This is a genomic window from Leptothrix discophora (assembly GCF_030705305.1).
GTDB classification, from domain to species: Bacteria; Pseudomonadota; Gammaproteobacteria; order Burkholderiales; family Burkholderiaceae_C; genus Sphaerotilus; species Sphaerotilus discophorus.
Genome location: NZ_JAUZEE010000001.1, coordinates 653,675 through 671,233 on the forward strand (window position 1 = coordinate 653,675; position 17,559 = coordinate 671,233).

The 17,559-nt window shown below is 70.7% G+C and carries 17 protein-coding genes; 9 read left to right on the plus strand and 8 right to left on the minus strand.

Annotated elements, in window-relative coordinates; genetic code table 11:
• Window positions 1-16: 16 nt before the first annotated feature.
• From Q8X39_RS02940 to Q8X39_RS02950, 3 genes are read left to right on the plus strand one after another with little or no spacing between them, the layout of a single operon-like run.
• Window positions 17-1,027 (plus strand): MbnP family copper-binding protein, encoded by a 1,011-nt coding sequence (locus Q8X39_RS02940; protein WP_305748112.1) that lies wholly within the window; start codon window positions 17-19, stop codon window positions 1,025-1,027.
• The gene (locus Q8X39_RS02945) at window positions 1,027-2,238 is read left to right on the plus strand and encodes a methanobactin export MATE transporter MbnM (RefSeq protein WP_305748113.1); all 1,212 of its coding nucleotides are present in this window, start codon (window positions 1,027-1,029) and stop codon (window positions 2,236-2,238) included. The genes Q8X39_RS02940 and Q8X39_RS02945 overlap by 1 nt, the downstream gene beginning before the upstream one ends.
• Window positions 2,201-3,460, plus strand: a complete 1,260-nt coding sequence (locus Q8X39_RS02950; protein ID WP_305748114.1) for a hypothetical protein — start codon at window positions 2,201-2,203, stop codon at window positions 3,458-3,460. The genes Q8X39_RS02945 and Q8X39_RS02950 overlap by 38 nt, the downstream gene beginning before the upstream one ends.
• An 8-nt stretch (window positions 3,461-3,468) precedes the next feature.
• Here Q8X39_RS02950 and Q8X39_RS02955 read toward each other — a convergent pair whose 3' ends face one another.
• From Q8X39_RS02955 to Q8X39_RS02980, 6 genes are all read right to left on the minus strand, one after another.
• Window positions 3,469-3,972: a GNAT family N-acetyltransferase gene (locus Q8X39_RS02955; protein WP_305748115.1), complete on the minus strand. Its 504-nt coding sequence runs from the start codon at window positions 3,970-3,972 to the stop codon at window positions 3,469-3,471.
• A 16-nt stretch (window positions 3,973-3,988) separates the two neighbouring features.
• A complete protein-coding gene (locus Q8X39_RS02960) occupies window positions 3,989-4,498 on the minus strand; it encodes a PaaI family thioesterase (RefSeq protein WP_407067949.1) in 510 nt (169 codons plus the stop codon).
• 8 nt (window positions 4,499-4,506) lie between these two features.
• Complete coding sequence (locus Q8X39_RS02965) at window positions 4,507-5,682, minus strand: acetyl-CoA C-acyltransferase (protein WP_305748116.1); 1,176 nt, start codon at window positions 5,680-5,682, stop codon at window positions 4,507-4,509.
• A gap of 31 nt (window positions 5,683-5,713) precedes the next feature.
• A complete protein-coding gene (locus tag Q8X39_RS02970; protein WP_305748117.1) occupies window positions 5,714-7,822 on the minus strand; it encodes a 3-hydroxyacyl-CoA dehydrogenase NAD-binding domain-containing protein in 2,109 nt (702 codons plus the stop codon).
• Window positions 7,823-7,930: 108 nt separating this feature from the next.
• Window positions 7,931-8,824, minus strand: coding sequence for a transglutaminase-like domain-containing protein (locus tag Q8X39_RS02975; protein ID WP_305748118.1), 894 nt, complete (start codon window positions 8,822-8,824; stop codon window positions 7,931-7,933).
• Window positions 8,825-8,988: 164 nt separating this feature from the next.
• Window positions 8,989-10,647, minus strand: a complete 1,659-nt coding sequence (locus Q8X39_RS02980) for a 3-(methylthio)propionyl-CoA ligase (protein WP_305748119.1) — start codon at window positions 10,645-10,647, stop codon at window positions 8,989-8,991.
• 142 nt (window positions 10,648-10,789) lie between these two features.
• Between Q8X39_RS02980 and Q8X39_RS02985 the strand changes: the two genes are divergently transcribed.
• The 5 genes from Q8X39_RS02985 (at window position 10,790) to Q8X39_RS03005 (ending at window position 14,831) form a co-directional block, all read left to right on the plus strand.
• Complete coding sequence (locus Q8X39_RS02985; protein WP_305748120.1) at window positions 10,790-12,373, plus strand: protein adenylyltransferase SelO; 1,584 nt, start codon at window positions 10,790-10,792, stop codon at window positions 12,371-12,373.
• A gap of 21 nt (window positions 12,374-12,394) precedes the next feature.
• Window positions 12,395-12,823 carry a peptide-methionine (R)-S-oxide reductase MsrB gene (gene msrB, locus Q8X39_RS02990; RefSeq protein ID WP_305748121.1) on the plus strand — a complete coding sequence of 143 codons (429 nt, stop codon included), beginning with the start codon at window positions 12,395-12,397 and terminating at the stop codon, window positions 12,821-12,823.
• A 143-nt stretch (window positions 12,824-12,966) separates the two neighbouring features.
• A complete protein-coding gene (locus tag Q8X39_RS02995; protein ID WP_305748122.1) occupies window positions 12,967-13,593 on the plus strand; it encodes a septation protein A in 627 nt (208 codons plus the stop codon).
• Window positions 13,590-13,895, plus strand: coding sequence for a BolA family protein (locus Q8X39_RS03000; protein WP_305748123.1), 306 nt, complete (start codon window positions 13,590-13,592; stop codon window positions 13,893-13,895). The genes Q8X39_RS02995 and Q8X39_RS03000 overlap by 4 nt, the downstream gene beginning before the upstream one ends.
• Before the next feature lie 111 nt (window positions 13,896-14,006).
• Window positions 14,007-14,831 (plus strand): peptidylprolyl isomerase, encoded by an 825-nt coding sequence (locus Q8X39_RS03005; protein WP_305748124.1) that lies wholly within the window; start codon window positions 14,007-14,009, stop codon window positions 14,829-14,831.
• 84 nt (window positions 14,832-14,915) lie between these two features.
• Here the strand turns inward: Q8X39_RS03005 and Q8X39_RS03010 are convergent, their stop codons facing one another.
• Entirely contained in the window at window positions 14,916-15,662 is a 747-nt protein-coding gene (locus Q8X39_RS03010; protein ID WP_305748125.1) for an acetyltransferase domain-containing protein, read from the minus strand.
• A 143-nt stretch (window positions 15,663-15,805) separates the two neighbouring features.
• On the opposite strand from Q8X39_RS03010, the gene Q8X39_RS03015 reads away from it, so the two are divergent.
• A complete protein-coding gene (locus Q8X39_RS03015; RefSeq protein ID WP_305748126.1) occupies window positions 15,806-16,294 on the plus strand; it encodes a thioesterase family protein in 489 nt (162 codons plus the stop codon).
• Here the strand turns inward: Q8X39_RS03015 and Q8X39_RS03020 are convergent, their stop codons facing one another.
• The gene (locus Q8X39_RS03020; RefSeq protein ID WP_305748127.1) at window positions 16,295-17,518 is read right to left on the minus strand and encodes a hypothetical protein; all 1,224 of its coding nucleotides are present in this window, start codon (window positions 17,516-17,518) and stop codon (window positions 16,295-16,297) included.
• Window positions 17,519-17,559 lie beyond the last annotated feature (41 nt).

A 17,559-nucleotide genomic window follows, 5' to 3' on the forward strand; every position in this document is an offset into this window, starting at 1 on the left:
CTTGCCTGCTTTCACCATGAACACCTGCCTGAACCTCACCTCGCCCCGCGCCGTCCGTCGGGCCCTGTCCACCCTTGCGCTGGCGGCCCTGGCCGCCTGCGGCGGCGGTGGCGACACGCCTGCCACCACCCAGCCGGTCTCGATCGAGTTCGCCGCCGTCAACGGCCTGGCCAACACCCCCGTCTCCTGCGCCACCGTGCTCACCGGCATGGGCAGCGGCAGCGTCAAGGCCAAGCTGGCCGACCTGCGCTTCTACGTGTCCGACGTCAAGCTGGTCAACGCCGCCGGCCAGGAGGTCGCCGTCACGCTGACCGCCAATGAGTGGCAGCTGACCCAGGCCGGCCATGGCCTGACGCTGATCGACCTGGAAAACGATGCCGACACCTGTGCCGGGGATGCCGCCACCAACGTCCGGGTGACCGGCACCGCGCCGGCCGGCACCTACACGGGCGTCAGGTTCACGCTGGGCGTGCCCAGCGCGCTGAACCACCTCGACGCGACCGCCGCGACCACCCTGGCGCCCCTGACCAACAACGACATGTTCTGGTCCTGGACCGGTGGCTACAAGCACGCCAAGATCGAGCTGAACCCCGAGAACGCCACCACGCCGGACGTCTACACCGGCGGCATGACCAACACCTCGGTCACGCCCAGCACCAGCTCCAACACCTTCAACTTCCACCTGGGCGACACCAGTTGCACGGCGGGCGTGCCGCTGTCGAGCAGCACCTGCCTGTCCGAGAACACCAGCACCATCACGCTGGCCACGTTCAACGCCGGCACCCAGAAGGTCGCGCTGGACCTCGGTGCGCTGTTCGCCCGCTCGAACCTGCGCGTCGAGTCCGGCGGTGCGCCCGGCTGCATGAGCGGTCCGACCGACCCGCAGTGCCAGGAGATGTGGTCGGTGCTCGACAAGTCCTTCAGCCTCGTGGGCGGCGTCATCACCGCGACCAGCCTGAGCGCCGACGATGCGGGCCTGACCGCCTTGCGCCGCGGCACCACCGTGTTCCGTCCGATCGCCAAGTGATGGCGTCCGCCCGTCTTCCGGCTTCGCGCCGGCACGCGCGCGCGCTGGCCACCCTGGTGGCCGGCGTTGCCTCCCTGCTGCTGGTCGCCTGTGGCGGCGGCGGCACCCAGGTCGATGACCGCTCGCTGTCGCAAGGTGACTGGACCTGGAACCTGCCCCTGTCGATGCCGCTGCCCAGGGTGCCGGCCAGCAACCCGATGAGCCGGGCCAAGGTCGAGCTGGGCCGCTTCCTGTTCCACGACCGCCGGCTGTCCGGCAACGGCTTGCAGAGCTGCGGCGACTGCCACCTGCAGCGGCTGGCCTTCACCGACGGCCGGCGCACCGCGATCGGTTCGACCGGCGACCGCCACCCGCGCAATGCGCAGGGACTGGCCAACGTCGCCTGGAACGCCACGCTGACCTGGGCCAACCCGGCACTGACCGATCTGGAACAGCAGATGCTGGTGCCCTTGTTCGGCACCCACCCGGTCGAGATGGGCCTGACCAACGCGAACCTGCCGACCGTGCTGCAACGGCTGCGCGACGAGCCGCGCTACCCGGCGATGTTTGCCGCCGCCTTCCCCGGCGAGGCCGACCCCTGGACGATCGGCCACGTCATCCGGGCGATGGCCAGCTTCCAGCGCAGCCTCGTCAGCATCGACAGCCGCTACGACCGCTGGCAACGCGGCGAGGCCACGCTGACGGCGGTCGAACTGCGCGGGCTGAACCTGTTCAACAGCGAACGGGCCGAGTGCTTCCACTGCCACGTCGGCTTCAACTTCAACGACCAGGTCGTGCATGCCGGCACCACCCAGGCGCGCACGCCGTTTCACAACACCGGTCTCTACAACGTCGACGGCCTGGGCGCCTACCCGGCCGACAGCCTGGGCCTGATCACGATGAGCGCCGTCGCCTCGGACATGGGCAAGTTCCGCGCGCCCAGCCTGCGCAACGTGGCCGTGACCGCGCCCTACGCACACGACGGCAGCGTCGCGACGCTGGAGGACGTGCTCGACAACTACGCCGCCGGTGGTCGATTCATTTCGGCAGGCCAGCCCCATGCGGGCGATGGCCGCCTCAATCCCTACAAGAGCGACCTGATCCCGGTGATCCAGCTCGACGCGCAGGACAAGGCCGACATCGTCGCCTTCCTGCGCACGCTGACCGACGACGCCTTCCTGAGCAACCCCGACCATGCAAACCCCTTCGACCCCGCCGCGTCCGCGCCTTGAGATCCGGCGTCTGGCATGGGCCTGCGCCTTCGCCCTCGCGGGTTTTCAGGCCCAGGCTCACGACCTGAGCCAGGACCCCTTGCCCGCCGCAGCCGGCTGGCGCCTCGGCGCGGCCGCCGCCGTGACCGGCATCGCGGCCAGCGGCGACAGCGCCTGGCCTGCCACCGGCTGGCGCGGACTGCCCGGCAGTGGCCGCGCACCCGACGGTCGACGCGGCCTCGGCCTCGAACATGCCACCGTCGACCTGGCCGGCGCGATCGTGCCGAGCGCCGGGACACGGCTGGGTGCCGTGTTCGCGGCCGGCCGGCACGGCTCGGGCCAGGTCCACGCCGAGGCCGCCCGCATCGAGGCCCGCACCGACCTCGGCCTGGACCGGCTCGCCCTCCAGCTGGGCCGTGACCGCGTGCCACTGGGTCCCGTCCTGACGTCGGCGGGCCATGTCGACCGCCATGCCCAGGTACCCGCGATCAAGCGGGTCACGCTGGACGGCGACTGGATCGCCGACGGTCTGAACCTGCGCTGGCAGCGCGGCGTGACAGCCGGCCTCCAGGGCCTCGACCTGGGCCTTTGGCGCAGCCGGTCCTGGCCCGGCGCTGCCTCGGCGGGCTGGACACCAGCCCTGCACCTTGAAGGTGGCTGGGACCGCTGGCGCGCCGACCTGTCCTACGCGCGCCTGCGACCGCAAGGGCGCGGCGTTCCGGTCACCGGTGCGACGGCGGTGCACAGCCACGACACCCCGGATTGCCGCCTGGGCACGGTCAACCTCGTCTGCTTCGACGGCCGCAGCGAGCTGCTCGGTGCCAGCCTGAGCTGGGACCCGCATGAGCAGCCCTGGGCGGTGACGCTGGGCGGCCTGCTTCAGCGCGAGCAGGGCCACCTCGCCAGCTCGCTGGGTCAGGCCGAGGTTCGCAGCCGGACTCGCGGCGGCTGGCTGGACCTGCAGTGGCGGCTCGGCGAGCCCTGGCTCGCCGGTCTTCGACTCGAACACGCCCAGGCCAGCCACCGCCTCAGCGGCCCCGGCGCCAGCCGGGTCGCGACCGAGGCGGGCCTCCTGCCGAACACGCCGGTCCGCCGCGCCGCTGCCTCGCTGACCTGGTCAGCGGCACCCGACTGGCGCCTCGGCGCCGAAGCCGGCACGGAATCGTCCAGCCTGCCGAGCACCCGCTGGATCGGCCTGCGGGCGATCTGGTCGCGCCGGGATGTCGCCGGCCTGTCCTGGTAGGACGCGCCTCAGCGCCCGGCCCGCACCATCTCCCGGTGCGGGATGTTGTCCTCCAGGTACTCCTCGCCCAGCGCGACAAAGCCGTGCGCGGCGTAGAAGCGCTGCAGGTGGGCCTGGGCGCTGATGCGGTTGGCGTGGCCGGGCCAGGCCTGGGTGTCGCAGCGGCGCAGGGCCTCGGCGACCAGCGCGGCGCCGGTGCCGCTGCCGCGCAGCCGGGCCGGGGTCACGACGCGGCCGAGCGAGGGCTCGGCGTACTTCAGGCCCGGGTCGACCACCCGGCAATAGGCCTGCAGCGTGCCGGCGTCGTCGCGGCCCAGCAGGTGCCAGCAGTGGCGGTCCAGGCCGTCGACGTCCTGGTAGGGCTCCTGCTCGACGATGAAGACCTCGCAGCGCAGCGCGAGCGCGTCGTAGAGGTCGTCCTTGTCGAGGCCCTCCCAGCGGGTCCAGGTCCAGTGAAGGTTGGGCATCGCGGCGGGCATGGCGGCGGGCGCCGTTCGGGTCGTGTCGGTCATCGTCTGGCAGGGTGGATCAGTCGGAGCCCGGCCCGTCGAGCTTGCGGGTCGGCAGGCGGGATGGTTCCTTGAGCGCACCGGCCATCGCCGGCAGCTTGCGCACGAACTTGAAGGTGCCGGTGGCATGGGCGCACAGGCCGCCGTGGGCGTCGAGCACGCGGCCTTCGGTGAAGACCATCGTGGCGGTGCGGTGCAGCAGGGTCGCGCGGGCCAGCAGCAGGCCCTCGGCCGGGCGCATGAACTGGGTCTTCATCTCGACCGTGACCAGCCCCGGCGCCGCATCGCCCAGCGCGAGGTTGCTGCTGCGGCCGGCGTAGGCCATGCACACGTCCAGCAGCGTCATGCAGACGCCGCCGTGCACCACGTCGAAGGAGTTGTGGTGGTCCGGCCGGGGCTGGAAGCGGATGGCGGCCAGGCCTTCCTCGTAGCGCACCAGCTCGAAGCCGAGCCAGAGCACGAAAGGGTTGCCGATGCGCATGTCCAGCGCCGGCAAGGCCAGTTCGGCGGCAATGTCGAGGTCCTGCATCGCCCGGCTCACAGCACCTCGAAGACGCCCGCCGCGCCCATGCCGCCGCCCACGCACATGGTCACGCAGACATGCCGCACGCCGCGCCGCTTGCCTTCGATCAGCGCATGGCCGGTCAGGCGCTGGCCGCTCATGCCGTAGGGATGGCCCATCGCGATCGCGCCGCCGTTGACGTTGAGCCGGTCCATCGGGATGCCCAGCACGTCGGCGCAGTGCAGCACCTGCACGGCAAACGCCTCGTTCAGTTCCCACAGGCCGATGTCGTCGACCCGCAGCCCCAGGCGCTTGAGCAACTTGGGCACGGCGTAGACCGGGCCGATGCCCATCTCGTCGGGCTCGCAGCCGGCGGTGGCAAAGCCGAGGAAGCGGCCCAGCGGCTGCAGGCCCTCGCGCTCGGCCAGGGCCTCGTCGACCACCACGCAGGCGCCCGCACCGTCGCTGAACTGGCTGGCGTTGCCGGCGCTGACGACACCGTCGGGCACGGCCGGCTTGATGCTCGCGACAGCCTCCAGCGTGGTGCCTTCGCGCAGGCCTTCGTCGGCCGAGACGGTGACTTCGCGCGTGACCAGGCCCATCACCTTGTCCATCACGCCGGCCGTGACGGTGATCGGCGCGATCTCGGCCTCTAAGGCACCGGCCGCGCGGGCCGCGCAGGCGCGCTGCTGGCTCTGTGCGCCGTAGGCATCCATGCGGTCGCGGCCGATGCGGTAGCGGCGCGCGACGTTCTCGGCGGTCTGCAGCATGGGCCAGTAGATCTCGGGCTTGTGCTGCTGCAGCCAGGGGTCCTCGAAGAAGTGGCGGTTCATCTCGTTCTGCACGCAGGAGATGCTCTCGACGCCGCCGGCCACGTAGGCCTCGCCCTCGCCCGTGGCGATGCGCTGGGCGGCCAGGGCGATGGTCTGCAGTCCGCTGGAACAGAAGCGGTTGATGGTCATGCCCGAGACCGTCATCGGCAGGCCGGCCCGGATCGCGACCTGGCGGGCGATGTTCCAGCCGGTCGCGCCCTCGGGGTTGGCGCAACCCATCAGCAAGTCCTCGATGCGCTCGGGCGCGAGCCCGGCACGGGCCACGGCGGCCGCGACGGCATGGCCGCCCAGCGTCGCGCCGTGGGTCATGTTGAACGAACCCTTCCAGCTCTTGGCCAGCGGGGTCCGGGCGGTCGAGACGATCACGGCTCGGGTCATGTCGGGTCTCCGGTTGTTCGTGCGGGGCGCATCAGTTGAAGGTCCGGCCGTCGTTGGCCAGCCGGCGCAGCAGCGGCGCGGGCTGCCAGAACGTGGCGTCGTCGTGCGGATTGCGGGCATAGCGCTTCATCGCCTGCACGACGTTGAAAAGGCCCTGCGTGTCGGCCCAGCACATCGGCCCGCCGCGCCAGGCCGGGAAGCCGTAGCCGGTCAGGTAGACGATGTCGATGTCGCTGGCGCGGGCGGCGATGCCCTCTTCCAGCAGCCGGGCGCCTTCATTGACCAGAGCACCGACCAGCCGGCCGACGATCTCGTCGTCGGGGATGCGGCGCGGCGTGATGCCCTGCTTCTGCCGGTGCGCCTCGATCATCTGCGCCACCACCGGGCTGGGCAGCGCCTCCAGGCGGCCGGGCTTGCTGCCCGCAACATGGTCGTACCAGCCCGCGCCGGTCTTCTGGCCGAAGCGGCCGGCCTCGCACAGCGTGTCGGCCAGCATGCTGTAGCGCAGCTCCGGCCGCTCGACGGCGCGGCGCTGGCGGATCGCCCAGCCGATGTCGTTGCCGGCCAGGTCGCTGACCTTGAACGGGCCCATGGCAAAGCCGAACTTCTCCATCGCGCGGTCGACCTGCTGCGGGCTGGCGCCCTCGTCCAGCAGGAAGCCGGCCTGTCGGAAGTAGTGCTCGACCATGCGGTTGCCGATGAAGCCGTCGCAGACGCCGCTGACCACGCAGGTCTTGCGGATGCGCTTGCCCACCGCCAGCGCGCCCAGCAGCACCTCCGGCGCGGTCGCCTGGCCGCGCACCACCTCCAGCAGCTTCATGACGTGGGCGGGGCTGAAGAAGTGCAGGCCCAGCACGTCCTGCGGACGGCGGGTGAAGGCGGCGATGCGGTCGACATCCAGCGTCGACGTGTTGCTGGCCAGGATGGCGCCGACCTTGGCGATGCCGTCCAGCCGCTCGAAGACCTGCTGCTTGACGGCCAGGTCCTCGAACACCGCCTCCACGATCAGGTCGGCATCGGCCAGCGCGGCCCAGTCCAGCGTCGGCCGCAGCAGCGCGAGGCGGGCTTCCAGCGCCTCGGGCTTGAGCTTGCCCTTCTTCAGCTGGCCTTCGAGCACGCCGCGCAGCGCCGCGACGCCCTTGTCCAGCGCGGCCTGGCTCTGCTCGACCAGCACGACCGGCAGGCCGGCGGCCAGGAAGTTCAGCGCGATGCCGGTGCCCATGGTGCCGGCGCCGACCACGCCGACGCGCTCGACCGGGCGCGGCGGCGTGCCGGCGGGCAGGTCGGCGACCTTGCCGGCGGCACGTTCGGCGAGGAAGGCATGGCGCAGCGCCCGGCTCTCGGGCGTGACCATCAGCGCGAGGTAGGTCTCGCGCTCGAAGGTCAGGCCGTCGTCGATGCGGGACTTGACGGCCTGCTCGACGCAATCGACGCATTTCACCGGCGCGGGCACGTTCCGGCTCATCGCGGCGACGCTGTTGCGCACGAAGCGGAAGTAGGCATCCGGGCTTGGGTGCGTCGCCTTCAGGTCGCGCACGCGGGGCAAGGGGCGCAAGCCCGCCCGCTCGGTCGCCAGCGCGACGGCGGTGTCCAGCACCTCGGCCGGGTCGACGATCGCGTCTAACAGGCGCTGGCCTGGCAGCTGGGCCAGGCGCTCGGCCGCGACGGGCTCACCGCTGATGATCATGTTCAACGCCGGCTCGACGCCCAGCGCTCGGGGCAGGCGCTGCGTGCCGCCGGCACCGGGCACCAGGCCGATCTTGACCTCCGGCAGCGCGACCTTCACGCCGCGCCCGGCGACGCGGTAGTGGCAGCCCAGCGCCAGTTCGAGGCCGCCGCCCATGCAGGTGCCGCCGATCGCAGCGACAACCGGCTTGCTGCAGTTCTCGAAGCGGGTGATCAGCGAGATCAGGTGCGGCTCGGTAATGGCCTTCGGGCTGCCGAACTCGGTGATGTCGGCCCCGGCGCAGAAGACCTGCGCGTGGCCGGTCAGCACGATGGCGTCGATGCCGGCATCGTCCTCAGCCGCGTCGATCGCGGCGGCGACGGCCCGCCGCGTGGCCAGGCTCAGGCCGTTGACGGGCGGGTGGTCCAGCGTGATCACCGCGATGCGGCCGCGGGTCGTCAGGGTGGCGGTCATGGGGCTCTCCTCGTGTCGTGGGCGGACCGCCGTCACCGGCCACCGCGGTGGCCGGAAACGAACGGTCGTTCGCTTGAGAAAACGAGTTTAAGGGCCGCGCATGACGGCTCAGGCCGGCCGCAGCACCTCGTCAAGCCCGCCGGCATCGGTCGACAGCGCCTCGGGCCGGTGGCGCGGCCATTCCATGTGGCGCGCCGGATCGGTCTCGGCGCCCAGCCGGATCACCGGCGCCTGCGACTGCACCGTGCCGAAGATGGTCGCGAAGGCGACGTCGGCCGCATCGCGCCCGGTCGCCAGCCGCACCAGTCCCATCGGGATGGCCGTGCCCGACGGGTCGAACAGATACCAGCGCCCACCCAGCCAGACCTCGACGTAGGCATGGAAGTCGGGCGGACCGAGGGCCGGATCGGCGCCGAAGTCGAAGCCGGTCGTGAAGCGTGCCGGGATGCTCAGGGCCCGGCACAGCGCGATCATCAGGTGGGCGAAGTCGCGGCAGACGCCGACCCGCTCGGTCAGCGTGTCGACCGCCGAGGTGTTGCCGTCGGTCGTGTTGGAGGCGAAGGTGACGTGGCGCTGGACCCAGTCGCGGATCGCCTGGACCCGGCCGTAGCCCTGCCACAGCGTGCCGAACTCGCTGATCGCGAAGCGGCCGAGCCGGTCCGACTCGCAATAGCGGCTGGGCATCAGGAAGGGCAGCACGTGCGCCGGCAGCTGCGCCACCGGCACCTCGCCGATCTGCTCGGGCAGCGCGATGTGGTGGGCCACGTCGATGGTCGCGTCATAGGCCAGCCGCAGGGTGCCGGGCATGGCCTGCAGGCGCATGACGCGGTTGCCGCTGGCGGGGTCCAGCGTCAGGGTGCGGTGCACCGGCTGGCTGACGTTCAGGCGCTCCTCGACGATGCGCTGATGGCGGGTCTGGGCGGCGTGGAAGGCGAAGATGAAGTCACTGCCCGGAGCGGTGACCTCGTAGGCGAGTTCAAGGGAGATCTGGAGTCGGACCATGGAAGGGCACCTGGACCGCGCTCGAATGGCGAAAGCTCAAACGCAGGCATGTCGGAAGGATGGAGCGCACGGGGCGCGGTCCGCGGGACATGCAAGTCCCGCGCCGGGCCATTGTGGACCCCGGTCTTTCCCCTTCCGACGACCTGCATCAGCGGCCTGCCCGATCAGAGGCCCGGCAGCACATGCCCCTTGAACTGCTCGCGAAGCTTCGTCTTCAGCAGCTTGCCTGTGGCGGTGTGCGGGAGTTCATCGACAAACACGACGTCATCGGGGATCTGCCACTTGGCGATGCGGCCGTCGTAGTGGGCCAGCAGGGCCTCCCGGCTGACGCTGCCACCGGCCTTGCGCACGACCACCAGCAGCGGGCGCTCGTCCCACTTCGGGTGCGCGCAGGCGATCGCGGCAGCCTCGGCCACCTCGGGATGCGACATGGCGATGTTCTCCAGCTCGATCGAGCTGATCCATTCGCCGCCGGACTTGATGACGTCCTTGCTGCGGTCGGCGATCTGCATGGTGCAGGACGGATCGATCGTCGCCACGTCGCCGGTCGGGAACCAGAGCTGGCCGTCGACCTCGCGCAGCGGGCTCTCGTCGCGGCCGAAGTAGCGCTCGATCACCCAGTGGCCGCGCACCAGCAGGTCGCCGGTGGTGTGGCCGTCCCAGGGCTGGACGCGGCCGTCGTCGCCGACGATGGTCATGTCCACGCCGTAGATGACGCGGCCCTGCTTCTCCAGGATGCGGCGCTGCTCGGCCGGATCGAGCGTCTTCTGCGCGGCGGTCAGGCTGGCCAGCGTGCCCAGCGGCGACATCTCGGTCATGCCCCAGGCATGGATGACGCGCACGCCCATCTCCTCGAAGGTCCGCATCATGGCCGGCGGGCAGGCCGAACCGCCGATCACCGTGCGACGGAAGGTGGAGAAGCCCAGGCCCTTGGCCTTGACGTGGTTGAGCAGGCCCAGCCAGATGGTCGGCACGCCGGCGCTGAAGGTCACGCCCTCCTCTTCCATCAGGGCGTGCACCGACGCACCGTCGAGGTGCGGGCCGGGCAAGACCAGCTTGGCGCCGACCAGCGCCGCCGCATACGGCAGGCCCCAGGCGTTGACGTGGAACATCGGCACGACCGGCAGGATCACGTCACCGGCCGAGCAGCCCATCGCGTCGGGCAATGCCGCACCAAAGGCATGCAGCACGGTCGAACGGTGGCTGTAGACCGCGCCCTTCGGGTGGCCGGTGGTGCCGGACGTGTAGCAGATGCTGGAGGCGCTGTTCTCGTCGAAGGTCGGCCAGGTCCAGTCGCCGTCCTGCGCGTCGACCAGCTCCTCGTAGCACAGCAGGCCCGGCAGCGTCGTCTGCGCCGGCATGTGGGCACGGTCGGTCATCAGCACGTAGTGGCGCACCGTCTTCAGCTGCGGCGCGAGCTTCTCGACCAGCGGCAGGAAGGTCAGGTCGAAGCACAGCACCTGGTCGGCCGCGTCGTTGGCGATCCAGGCGATCTGCTCCGGGAAGAGTCGCGGGTTGATGGTGTGGCAGACCCGCTGCGAGCCCGACACGCCGTAGTAAATCTCCAGGTGCCGGTGGCTGTTCCAGGCCAGCGTGCCGACGCGCTCGCCGGGCTGCGTGCCGAGCGCGGCCATGGCCTGGGCGAGCTGGCGGGCGCGCTGCTCGATGCCGGCCCAGGTGGTCCGGTGGGTGTCGCCCTCGAAGCGCCGTGACACCACCTCGGTGGCGCCGCTGTGGCGTGCGGCATGCGTGATCAGGCTGGAGATCAGCAGCGGCATCTGCATCATGCGGCCGGCCAGCGGCAGGGCGGTTGTCGTGCTCATGGGGTCTCCTGAGGGTCGGGCTGAAGTTGGCGGGACTATAGGAAGGCCCCTCCGGCAGGGCACGCAAGGACTAACCCTGAGGGTTCGCAGCGGCCAAGACCCCGGCCTGCGGGGGCTGGAAGGCGGTCGATAAACTGCCGCGATGCTTGCCCCGCTGACCACGCCACTGACCCCGCCCGGGACGTCTCCCGAGCCGTCGCCGACGGATCTGTCCGGTACGACGGCCTTCGATCCTGCCGGCCTGCGCTGGCTCAACCGCCACGCCAGCCTCGGCCCGACCTTCGGCCGCGCGATGCAGGGTCAGCCCGTGAGCGAGCCGCAATGGCTCGCGACCAGCGATGCGGCCGCCGCCGAACTCGGCTGGCCGGCCGACTGGTGGCGTCATCCGCTGGCCCTGGCCGCGCACGCCGGCGGGCCCTCGTGGCCCGGCAGCGCGCCGTTCGCGACGGTCTACAGCGGTCACCAGTTCGGCGTCTGGGCCGGCCAGCTCGGCGATGGCCGTGCCCTGCTGCTGGGCGAGGTCGACACGCCGCACGGCCCGCGCGAGATCCAGCTCAAGGGCAGCGGCATGACGCCCTACTCGCGCCGCGCCGATGGCCGCGCGGTGCTGCGCTCGTCGATCCGCGAGTACCTCTGCTCCGAGGCGATGGCCGCGCTGGGCATCCCGACCACCCGGGCGCTGGCCCTCGTCGGCTCACCGACGCTGGTGCGGCGCGAGGAGATCGAGACCGCCGCCGTCGTGACCCGCACCGCGCCGAGCTTCATCCGCTTCGGCCACTTCGAGCATTTCTGCCACCACGACCAGCATGCCGCGCTGCGCCAGCTGCTGGACCACGTCATCGACGCCCACCTGCCGGCCTGCCGCGAAGCCGCGCAGCCAGCGGTCGCGCTGCTGGAATCGGTCTCGCGCCGCACCGCCGAGCTGATGGCGCACTGGCAGGCCGTCGGCTTCTGCCACGGCGTGATGAACACCGACAACATGTCCATCCTGGGCCTGACCATCGACTACGGCCCCTTCGGCTTCCTCGACGGCTTCGACCCCGGCCACATCTGCAACCACTCCGACGAGCGCGGCCGCTACGCCTACGCCCGCCAGCCTCAGATCGGCTGGTGGAACCTGCATGCGCTGGCACAGGCGCTGATCCCGCTGGTCGATGCGCCGGCCGAACAAGCCGCGGATCTGCTGGGCGAGGCGCTGCAACCCTATCGCGAGGTCTTCCCCGTGGCGCTCGATGCGCTGATGCGCGCCAAGCTCGGCCTGGCAATCGAGCGGCCCGAGGACCGTGCGCTGATCGAGGACCTGCTGCAGCTGATGGCGAGCACCCGGGTCGACTACACGCTGACCTGGCGGCGCTTGTCGCAGGTCCGCAGCGCCGCAGGCCTGTCGGCCGAGGCGGCCGCCGGCCCGGTGCGCGACCTGTTCGTCGACCGGGCCGCCTTCGACGCCTGGCTGTCGCGCTATGTTGACCGGCTGCGCGCCGAAGGCAGCGAGGACGCGCTGCGGCGCCTGCGCATGGACCGCGTCAACCCGGCCCTCGTGCTGCGCAACCACCTGGCCGAGGAAGCGATCCGGGCCGCACGCGACGGCGACACGTCCGTGCTGAACGACCTGGCCGGGCTGCTGCGACAACCGTACGACGAGCGGCCGGACGACGCCCGCTGGCGCCACGCGACAGCCCTGCCGCCGGACTGGGCGCAGGGCCTCGAAGTGTCCTGTTCCTCCTGACCACGACCCGACGGAATCCCGATGAGCAACAAGCCCACCGACGCACCCGACTACCCGGTGCGCAAGACCGAGTCCGAATGGCGTGAACGGCTCGACCGCGTGCAATACGCCGTCGCCCGCGAATGCGCCACCGAACGCGCCTTCACCGGCAAGTACTGGGACCACTGGGCCGACGGCAGCTACCGCTGCGTCTGCTGCGAAGCCGTCCTGTTCGACGCCGGCACCAAGTTCGATGCCGGCTGCGGCTGGCCCAGCTTCAGCGAGGAGGCGGTGCAGGGCCGTGTCGAGCGGCTGATGGACCACACCCACGGCATGACCCGCGTGGAAGTGCGCTGCGCGCAGTGCGGCGCGCACCTGGGCCACGTCTTCGAGGACGGCCCGGCGCCGACCGGCGAGCGCTACTGCATCAACTCGGCCTCGATCGACTTCGCGCCTCGCGACGACGCCTGACGCCGCTGCGGCGGGACCGTGCCGGCTCCGGTTCGAGCAACCTGGCACGGCCCCCCGGAACAGTGGCCCCGGGACCGCCCGGCGTCACGGGGCGTCGCGATAATCCCGCTTCCCTTTCACGGTCGAGACGACCCACGCGCCGCATGAAGCTCCTGCTCGATTTCCTGCCCATCATCCTGTTCTTCATGACCTTCAAGGTCGCCGAAGGACGGGCCGACGAGGCTGCCACGTTTGCCACCGAGCACCTCGGCGGGCTGGTCTCCGGCGGTGTCGTCGGCGCGGGCGAGGCGCCCATCCTGCTGGCCACCGTGGTGGTCATCCTGGCCACGCTGGCGCAGGTGGTCTTCCTCAAGCTGCGCGGCCAGAAGGTCGACACCATGCTCTGGATCAGCCTGGGGCTGGTGACGGTGATGGGCGGGGCGACGATCTGGTTCCACAGCGAGACCTTCATCAAGTGGAAGCCGACCGTGCTCTACGGGCTGATGTCGCTGGGCTTCCTGCTCGCCCCGGTCATCGCCGGCAAGAATCTCCTCAAGGCCATGCTGGGCGGCCAGATCGAGTTGCCCGAGTTCGCCTGGCAGCGCCTGAACTGGGCCTGGGCCGGCTTCTTCGCCTTCATGGGCGTGCTCAACATCTGGGTCGCCTACACCTTCAGCACCAGCACCTGGGCAACCTTCAAGGCCTTTGGCGGCATGGGCCTGATGCTGGTCTTCATGGTCGGCCAGGGCGTCTACATGCACCGCCACATGAAGCCGGAGCAAGCCCCGTGAGCCCGGCGCCGATCCATCGTCCGCGCGTCACCGCCACCGACATCGAGGCCCGCCTGCGCGCGTGCATCGTGCCGCTCCAGAGCCTCGTCGTTCAGGACGACAGCGCCGCCCACGCAGGCCATGCCGGCGCAGCCAGCGGGGGTCATTTCACGGTCGTGATCCGTGCCCCGGCCTTCGCTGGAAAGCCCCGTCTGGCCCGACATCGCCTTGTGTATGATGCCCTGAAGGATCTGATGGACAGTGGCATTCACGCGCTGGCCATCGATGCGGATGAGGGCCAGGCCACCGCTCAGCAGCCCTGAGTCGCACACCCACCCGACCGACAGCCCAGATCCAGTCCACCGCCGGAAGGTCCACGGCCCCGTGCCGCCTTCGACCCGCCCGGTTTCATTCCCAACGAGGTGTTTCTTTCCATGCATCAGCTTCCCTACGCCCTGCGCGCGCTGCTCCGCGCCGTGCCCGCCGCCGCCCTCGCTGTCGCGCTGCTGCCGGCCGTGTCGCATGCCCAGAACGTCGCCATCGTCAACGGCAAGGGCGTGCCCACCGCACGCTTCGAGTCGTTCATGACCCAGATCACCAAGCAGGGCAACCAGCCGCGCACGCCGGAGCTGGAGCGCCAGGTCAAGGACGAGCTGGTGCTGCGCGAGATCTTCGTGCAGGAAGCCGAGAAGCGCGGCCTGCAGCGCAACGACGAATACAAGACGCAGATGGAGATCGCGCGCCAGAGCCTGCTGATCCGCGAGCTGTTCGCCGACTACCAGAAGAAGAACCCGGTCACCGACGCCGAAGTCCAGGCCGAGTACGACAAGGTCAAGGCCGGTGCCGGCGAGAAGGAATACCGCGCCCGCCACATCCTGGTCGAGAAGGAAGAAGACGCCAAGGCGCTGATCGCCGAACTGAAGGGCGGCGCCAAGTTCGAGGATCTGGCCAAGAAGGCCTCGAAGGACCCTGGCTCGGCGCAGAACGGCGGCGACCTCGACTGGGCCGCGCCGGCCAACTACGTGCCCGAGTTCTCGAAGGCCATGGTCGGCCTGGCCAAGGGCGCCTACACCCAGGAACCGGTGCGCAGCCAGTTCGGCTTCCACGTGATCCAGCTGGAAGACGTGCGCGACGCGCAGTTCCCGGCGCTGGACGAGGTCAAGGCGCAGCTGCAGCAGCGCCTGCAGCAGGCCAAGATCGGCAAGTTCCGCGACGACCTGCGCGGCAAGGCGAAGACGGACTACAAGTTCTCGCAGTGATGAGCCGCAGTCCGTCGCCTCGCCGACGGACCTGAACGACGAAGGGCGCCGAGGGCGCCCTTCTTCATGTCTGCGCGGCCCGTGTCAGTGCAGTGCCCGCCACGCCATGCACAGCCCGATCAGCACCGGCTGATGGACCAAGTAGTAGCCGAGCGACCAGCGCCCGAGACGTGCCAGCGGCACCAGCGCGCGAGGCAACGGGCCGGTCAGCAGACCGGGCTGGCGCGACAGCAGGCCACGGCAGGCGACGAAGCCCGCCAGCACCATGCCCAGCCAGGGCAGCAGCGGCACGTAGTCCTCGGTGCGCGGCTTGTGCGTGACCAGGCCGACCCAGTTGGTCCAGCGGCTGTCGAAGAACGGGTCGGACAGGACCTGCGGCGCGACCAGCGCCAACCCCGCCAGCGCGACCAGCGCCGGCGTACCCAGCGGCGCCAGCAGGCGCACCAGCAGCGCCATCACCGCCATGGCGTGCAGCACGCCGAAGCTGATCCAGCTGTTCGGGAACATCCACCACGAGCCGAGGCTGACCGCCAACGCGCCACCGGCGATCTGCGCCCAGCGGCGCCAGAAGCGCGGCCAGCTCACGCCCTGCCGGTGCGCGACGGCCTGGGAGGCCCCGGCGCAGGCCAGGAAGATCGACACGATCACCAGCCGCTGACCGGTCCAGAACGGGTCGCGGTAGAAGTCCTGCGGTGCGATCAGGCGGAAGTTGTTGAGGTCGAAGCTGGCGTGGAAGACGGTCATCCAGACCATCGCCAAGCCGCGCAGCGCGTCGAGGCGGTCATGCCGCTCAAGGCCGGCAGGTGGAATCGGAACGGGTCGTGCACGCATCGCGCGACGATAGCCGAGCGCTGCGCCAGCGCCGACGACGACGACAGGCAGACAGGCAGACAGGCAGACAGGCAGGCGAAGGACGCAGCCCCTACCATCGCGCGCCGGCCTTGCGGCACCTTGCCACGCGACTCCCAGCCTTCATGACCCACACCCCGCTGCCCCGCCGTTCCGCCGAGGAAGAGCAACGCGTCGACGCCGCCTTGCGTGAGCTGTTCGACCAGCGCATCCGCTTCAACGAGGTGCTGGGCCTGCGCACCGTCTCGATGGACCCGCAGGACTACCGCATGCAGTTCGAGATGCGGCCCGACCTGATCGGCCACTACCTCTACGGCCGCCTGCATGGCGGCGTGATCGCCTCGGCACTGGACGCGGCCGGCGGCAACGCGGTGATGGTGGGGATCGCCCACAAGCACGCGGACGAGACGGCCGAGCAGATCCTGCACCGCTTCGCCCGCATCGGCACGATCGACCTGCGCATCGATTACCTGCGGCCCGGCCTGGGCAGCCACTTCATCGCCAGCGCGGTGGTGACCAAGCTCGGTGGCCGCGTGGCCTCGGTGCAGATGCGCCTGAGCAACGAGGCCGGCGTGCTGATCGCCACCGGCGCGGCGGCCTACATCGTCAGCTGATCAGGCGCCAGCCGCCACAGACGGCGGCAGGTCGCCGCCGAGGTCGCGCAGGCGCTTGCGCAGCTGGCTGCGTTCGGCCCGCAGGTCGACCTGCAGATGGGCAAGGTTCAGCATCAACGATTGCAGGGAACCCGCCCCGCCCGCGCTGGCCGCGCCGGCTGGCGTGGGCTCCAGCGGCATGGCCGAGCTGCCCGGCGCGAAATCGCCGAAGACCGAGTTGTTGACCGACCGCTCGTCCAGCCGCTGAGACAGGTCGGTGAAGGCCATGCCGACATGCTGGCCATGCTGACGCAGCCAGACCTCGATGCCGTCCAGACGGCGGCCCAGCGACTCGAAGGTGCGCTTGAGAGCCGCGTCGAGCAGCGGCGCGACATCGGCCGCCGCGCCCGCCATCGCGGGATGCTCCATCCGACGGTCCATGCGCACCAGCATCGCGCCCAGTTCGGCGACGTCGTTGGCAGCCCGCGCGGCGATCTGTTCGAGCCGGCCGTCGATCTGGCCGACCCGTTCGGCCAGCTCACGCAGCACGCGGTCATCGGCCTTCGTCGCCACCGGCGAGAACGGATCGAAGTCGACCAGGCCGCTGTGCGGACCGGTCAGCCCACCCGACTGCGTCATGCGCGACTCCAGCTCGTCGAAGCGCTGCTCGATGTGGCGGTCGATGCGCTGGAACTGCGCCTCCAGTGCCGGACCGGCGCCAGCGCCGGCGCCCTCGCCCAGGCGGCTGCTGCTGGCCTGCAGTTGGTGGCTGACCAGGACGGCCAGGCCTTCGAGCCGGTCGGTCAGCGTGTCGTCGATGCGCTTGAGCGAGGCCTCCAGGCTGGCGAAGCGCATCTCCTGCAGGCCCTGCCGGTGCTGCTGGGCGGTGTCGAGCGAGACCATGTCGTTCATGACCACCTCGCGGCTGTGCATCAACTGCGCGCTCAGCTCGCGGCAGCGCGCGGCCAGATGCACCTCCTGTTCGGACAGCATGCGACCCAGACGGGCCTCCTGCTCGGCGATGCGGTCCTGCCGCGACAGCAGGTGCAGCAGCGCCACCGCGATGGCGAGCGACCACGCCACCACCGCGCCGGCCAGCAGCAGCCGGATGTCGGCGCTGGCGCCGGCCAGCCGCGCGGCCTCGGGCGCCTGCCAGAGCGTCACCACGCGCTCGGCCGCCAGCGCCACCAGCGCCGTGCCGATCAGCAAACCGCCGGCGATCGCACCCAATCGCATCGTTCTCATCGTCCTGTCCTCGTCGTTCTGCAGCTTCGTGGCGTCGCGTC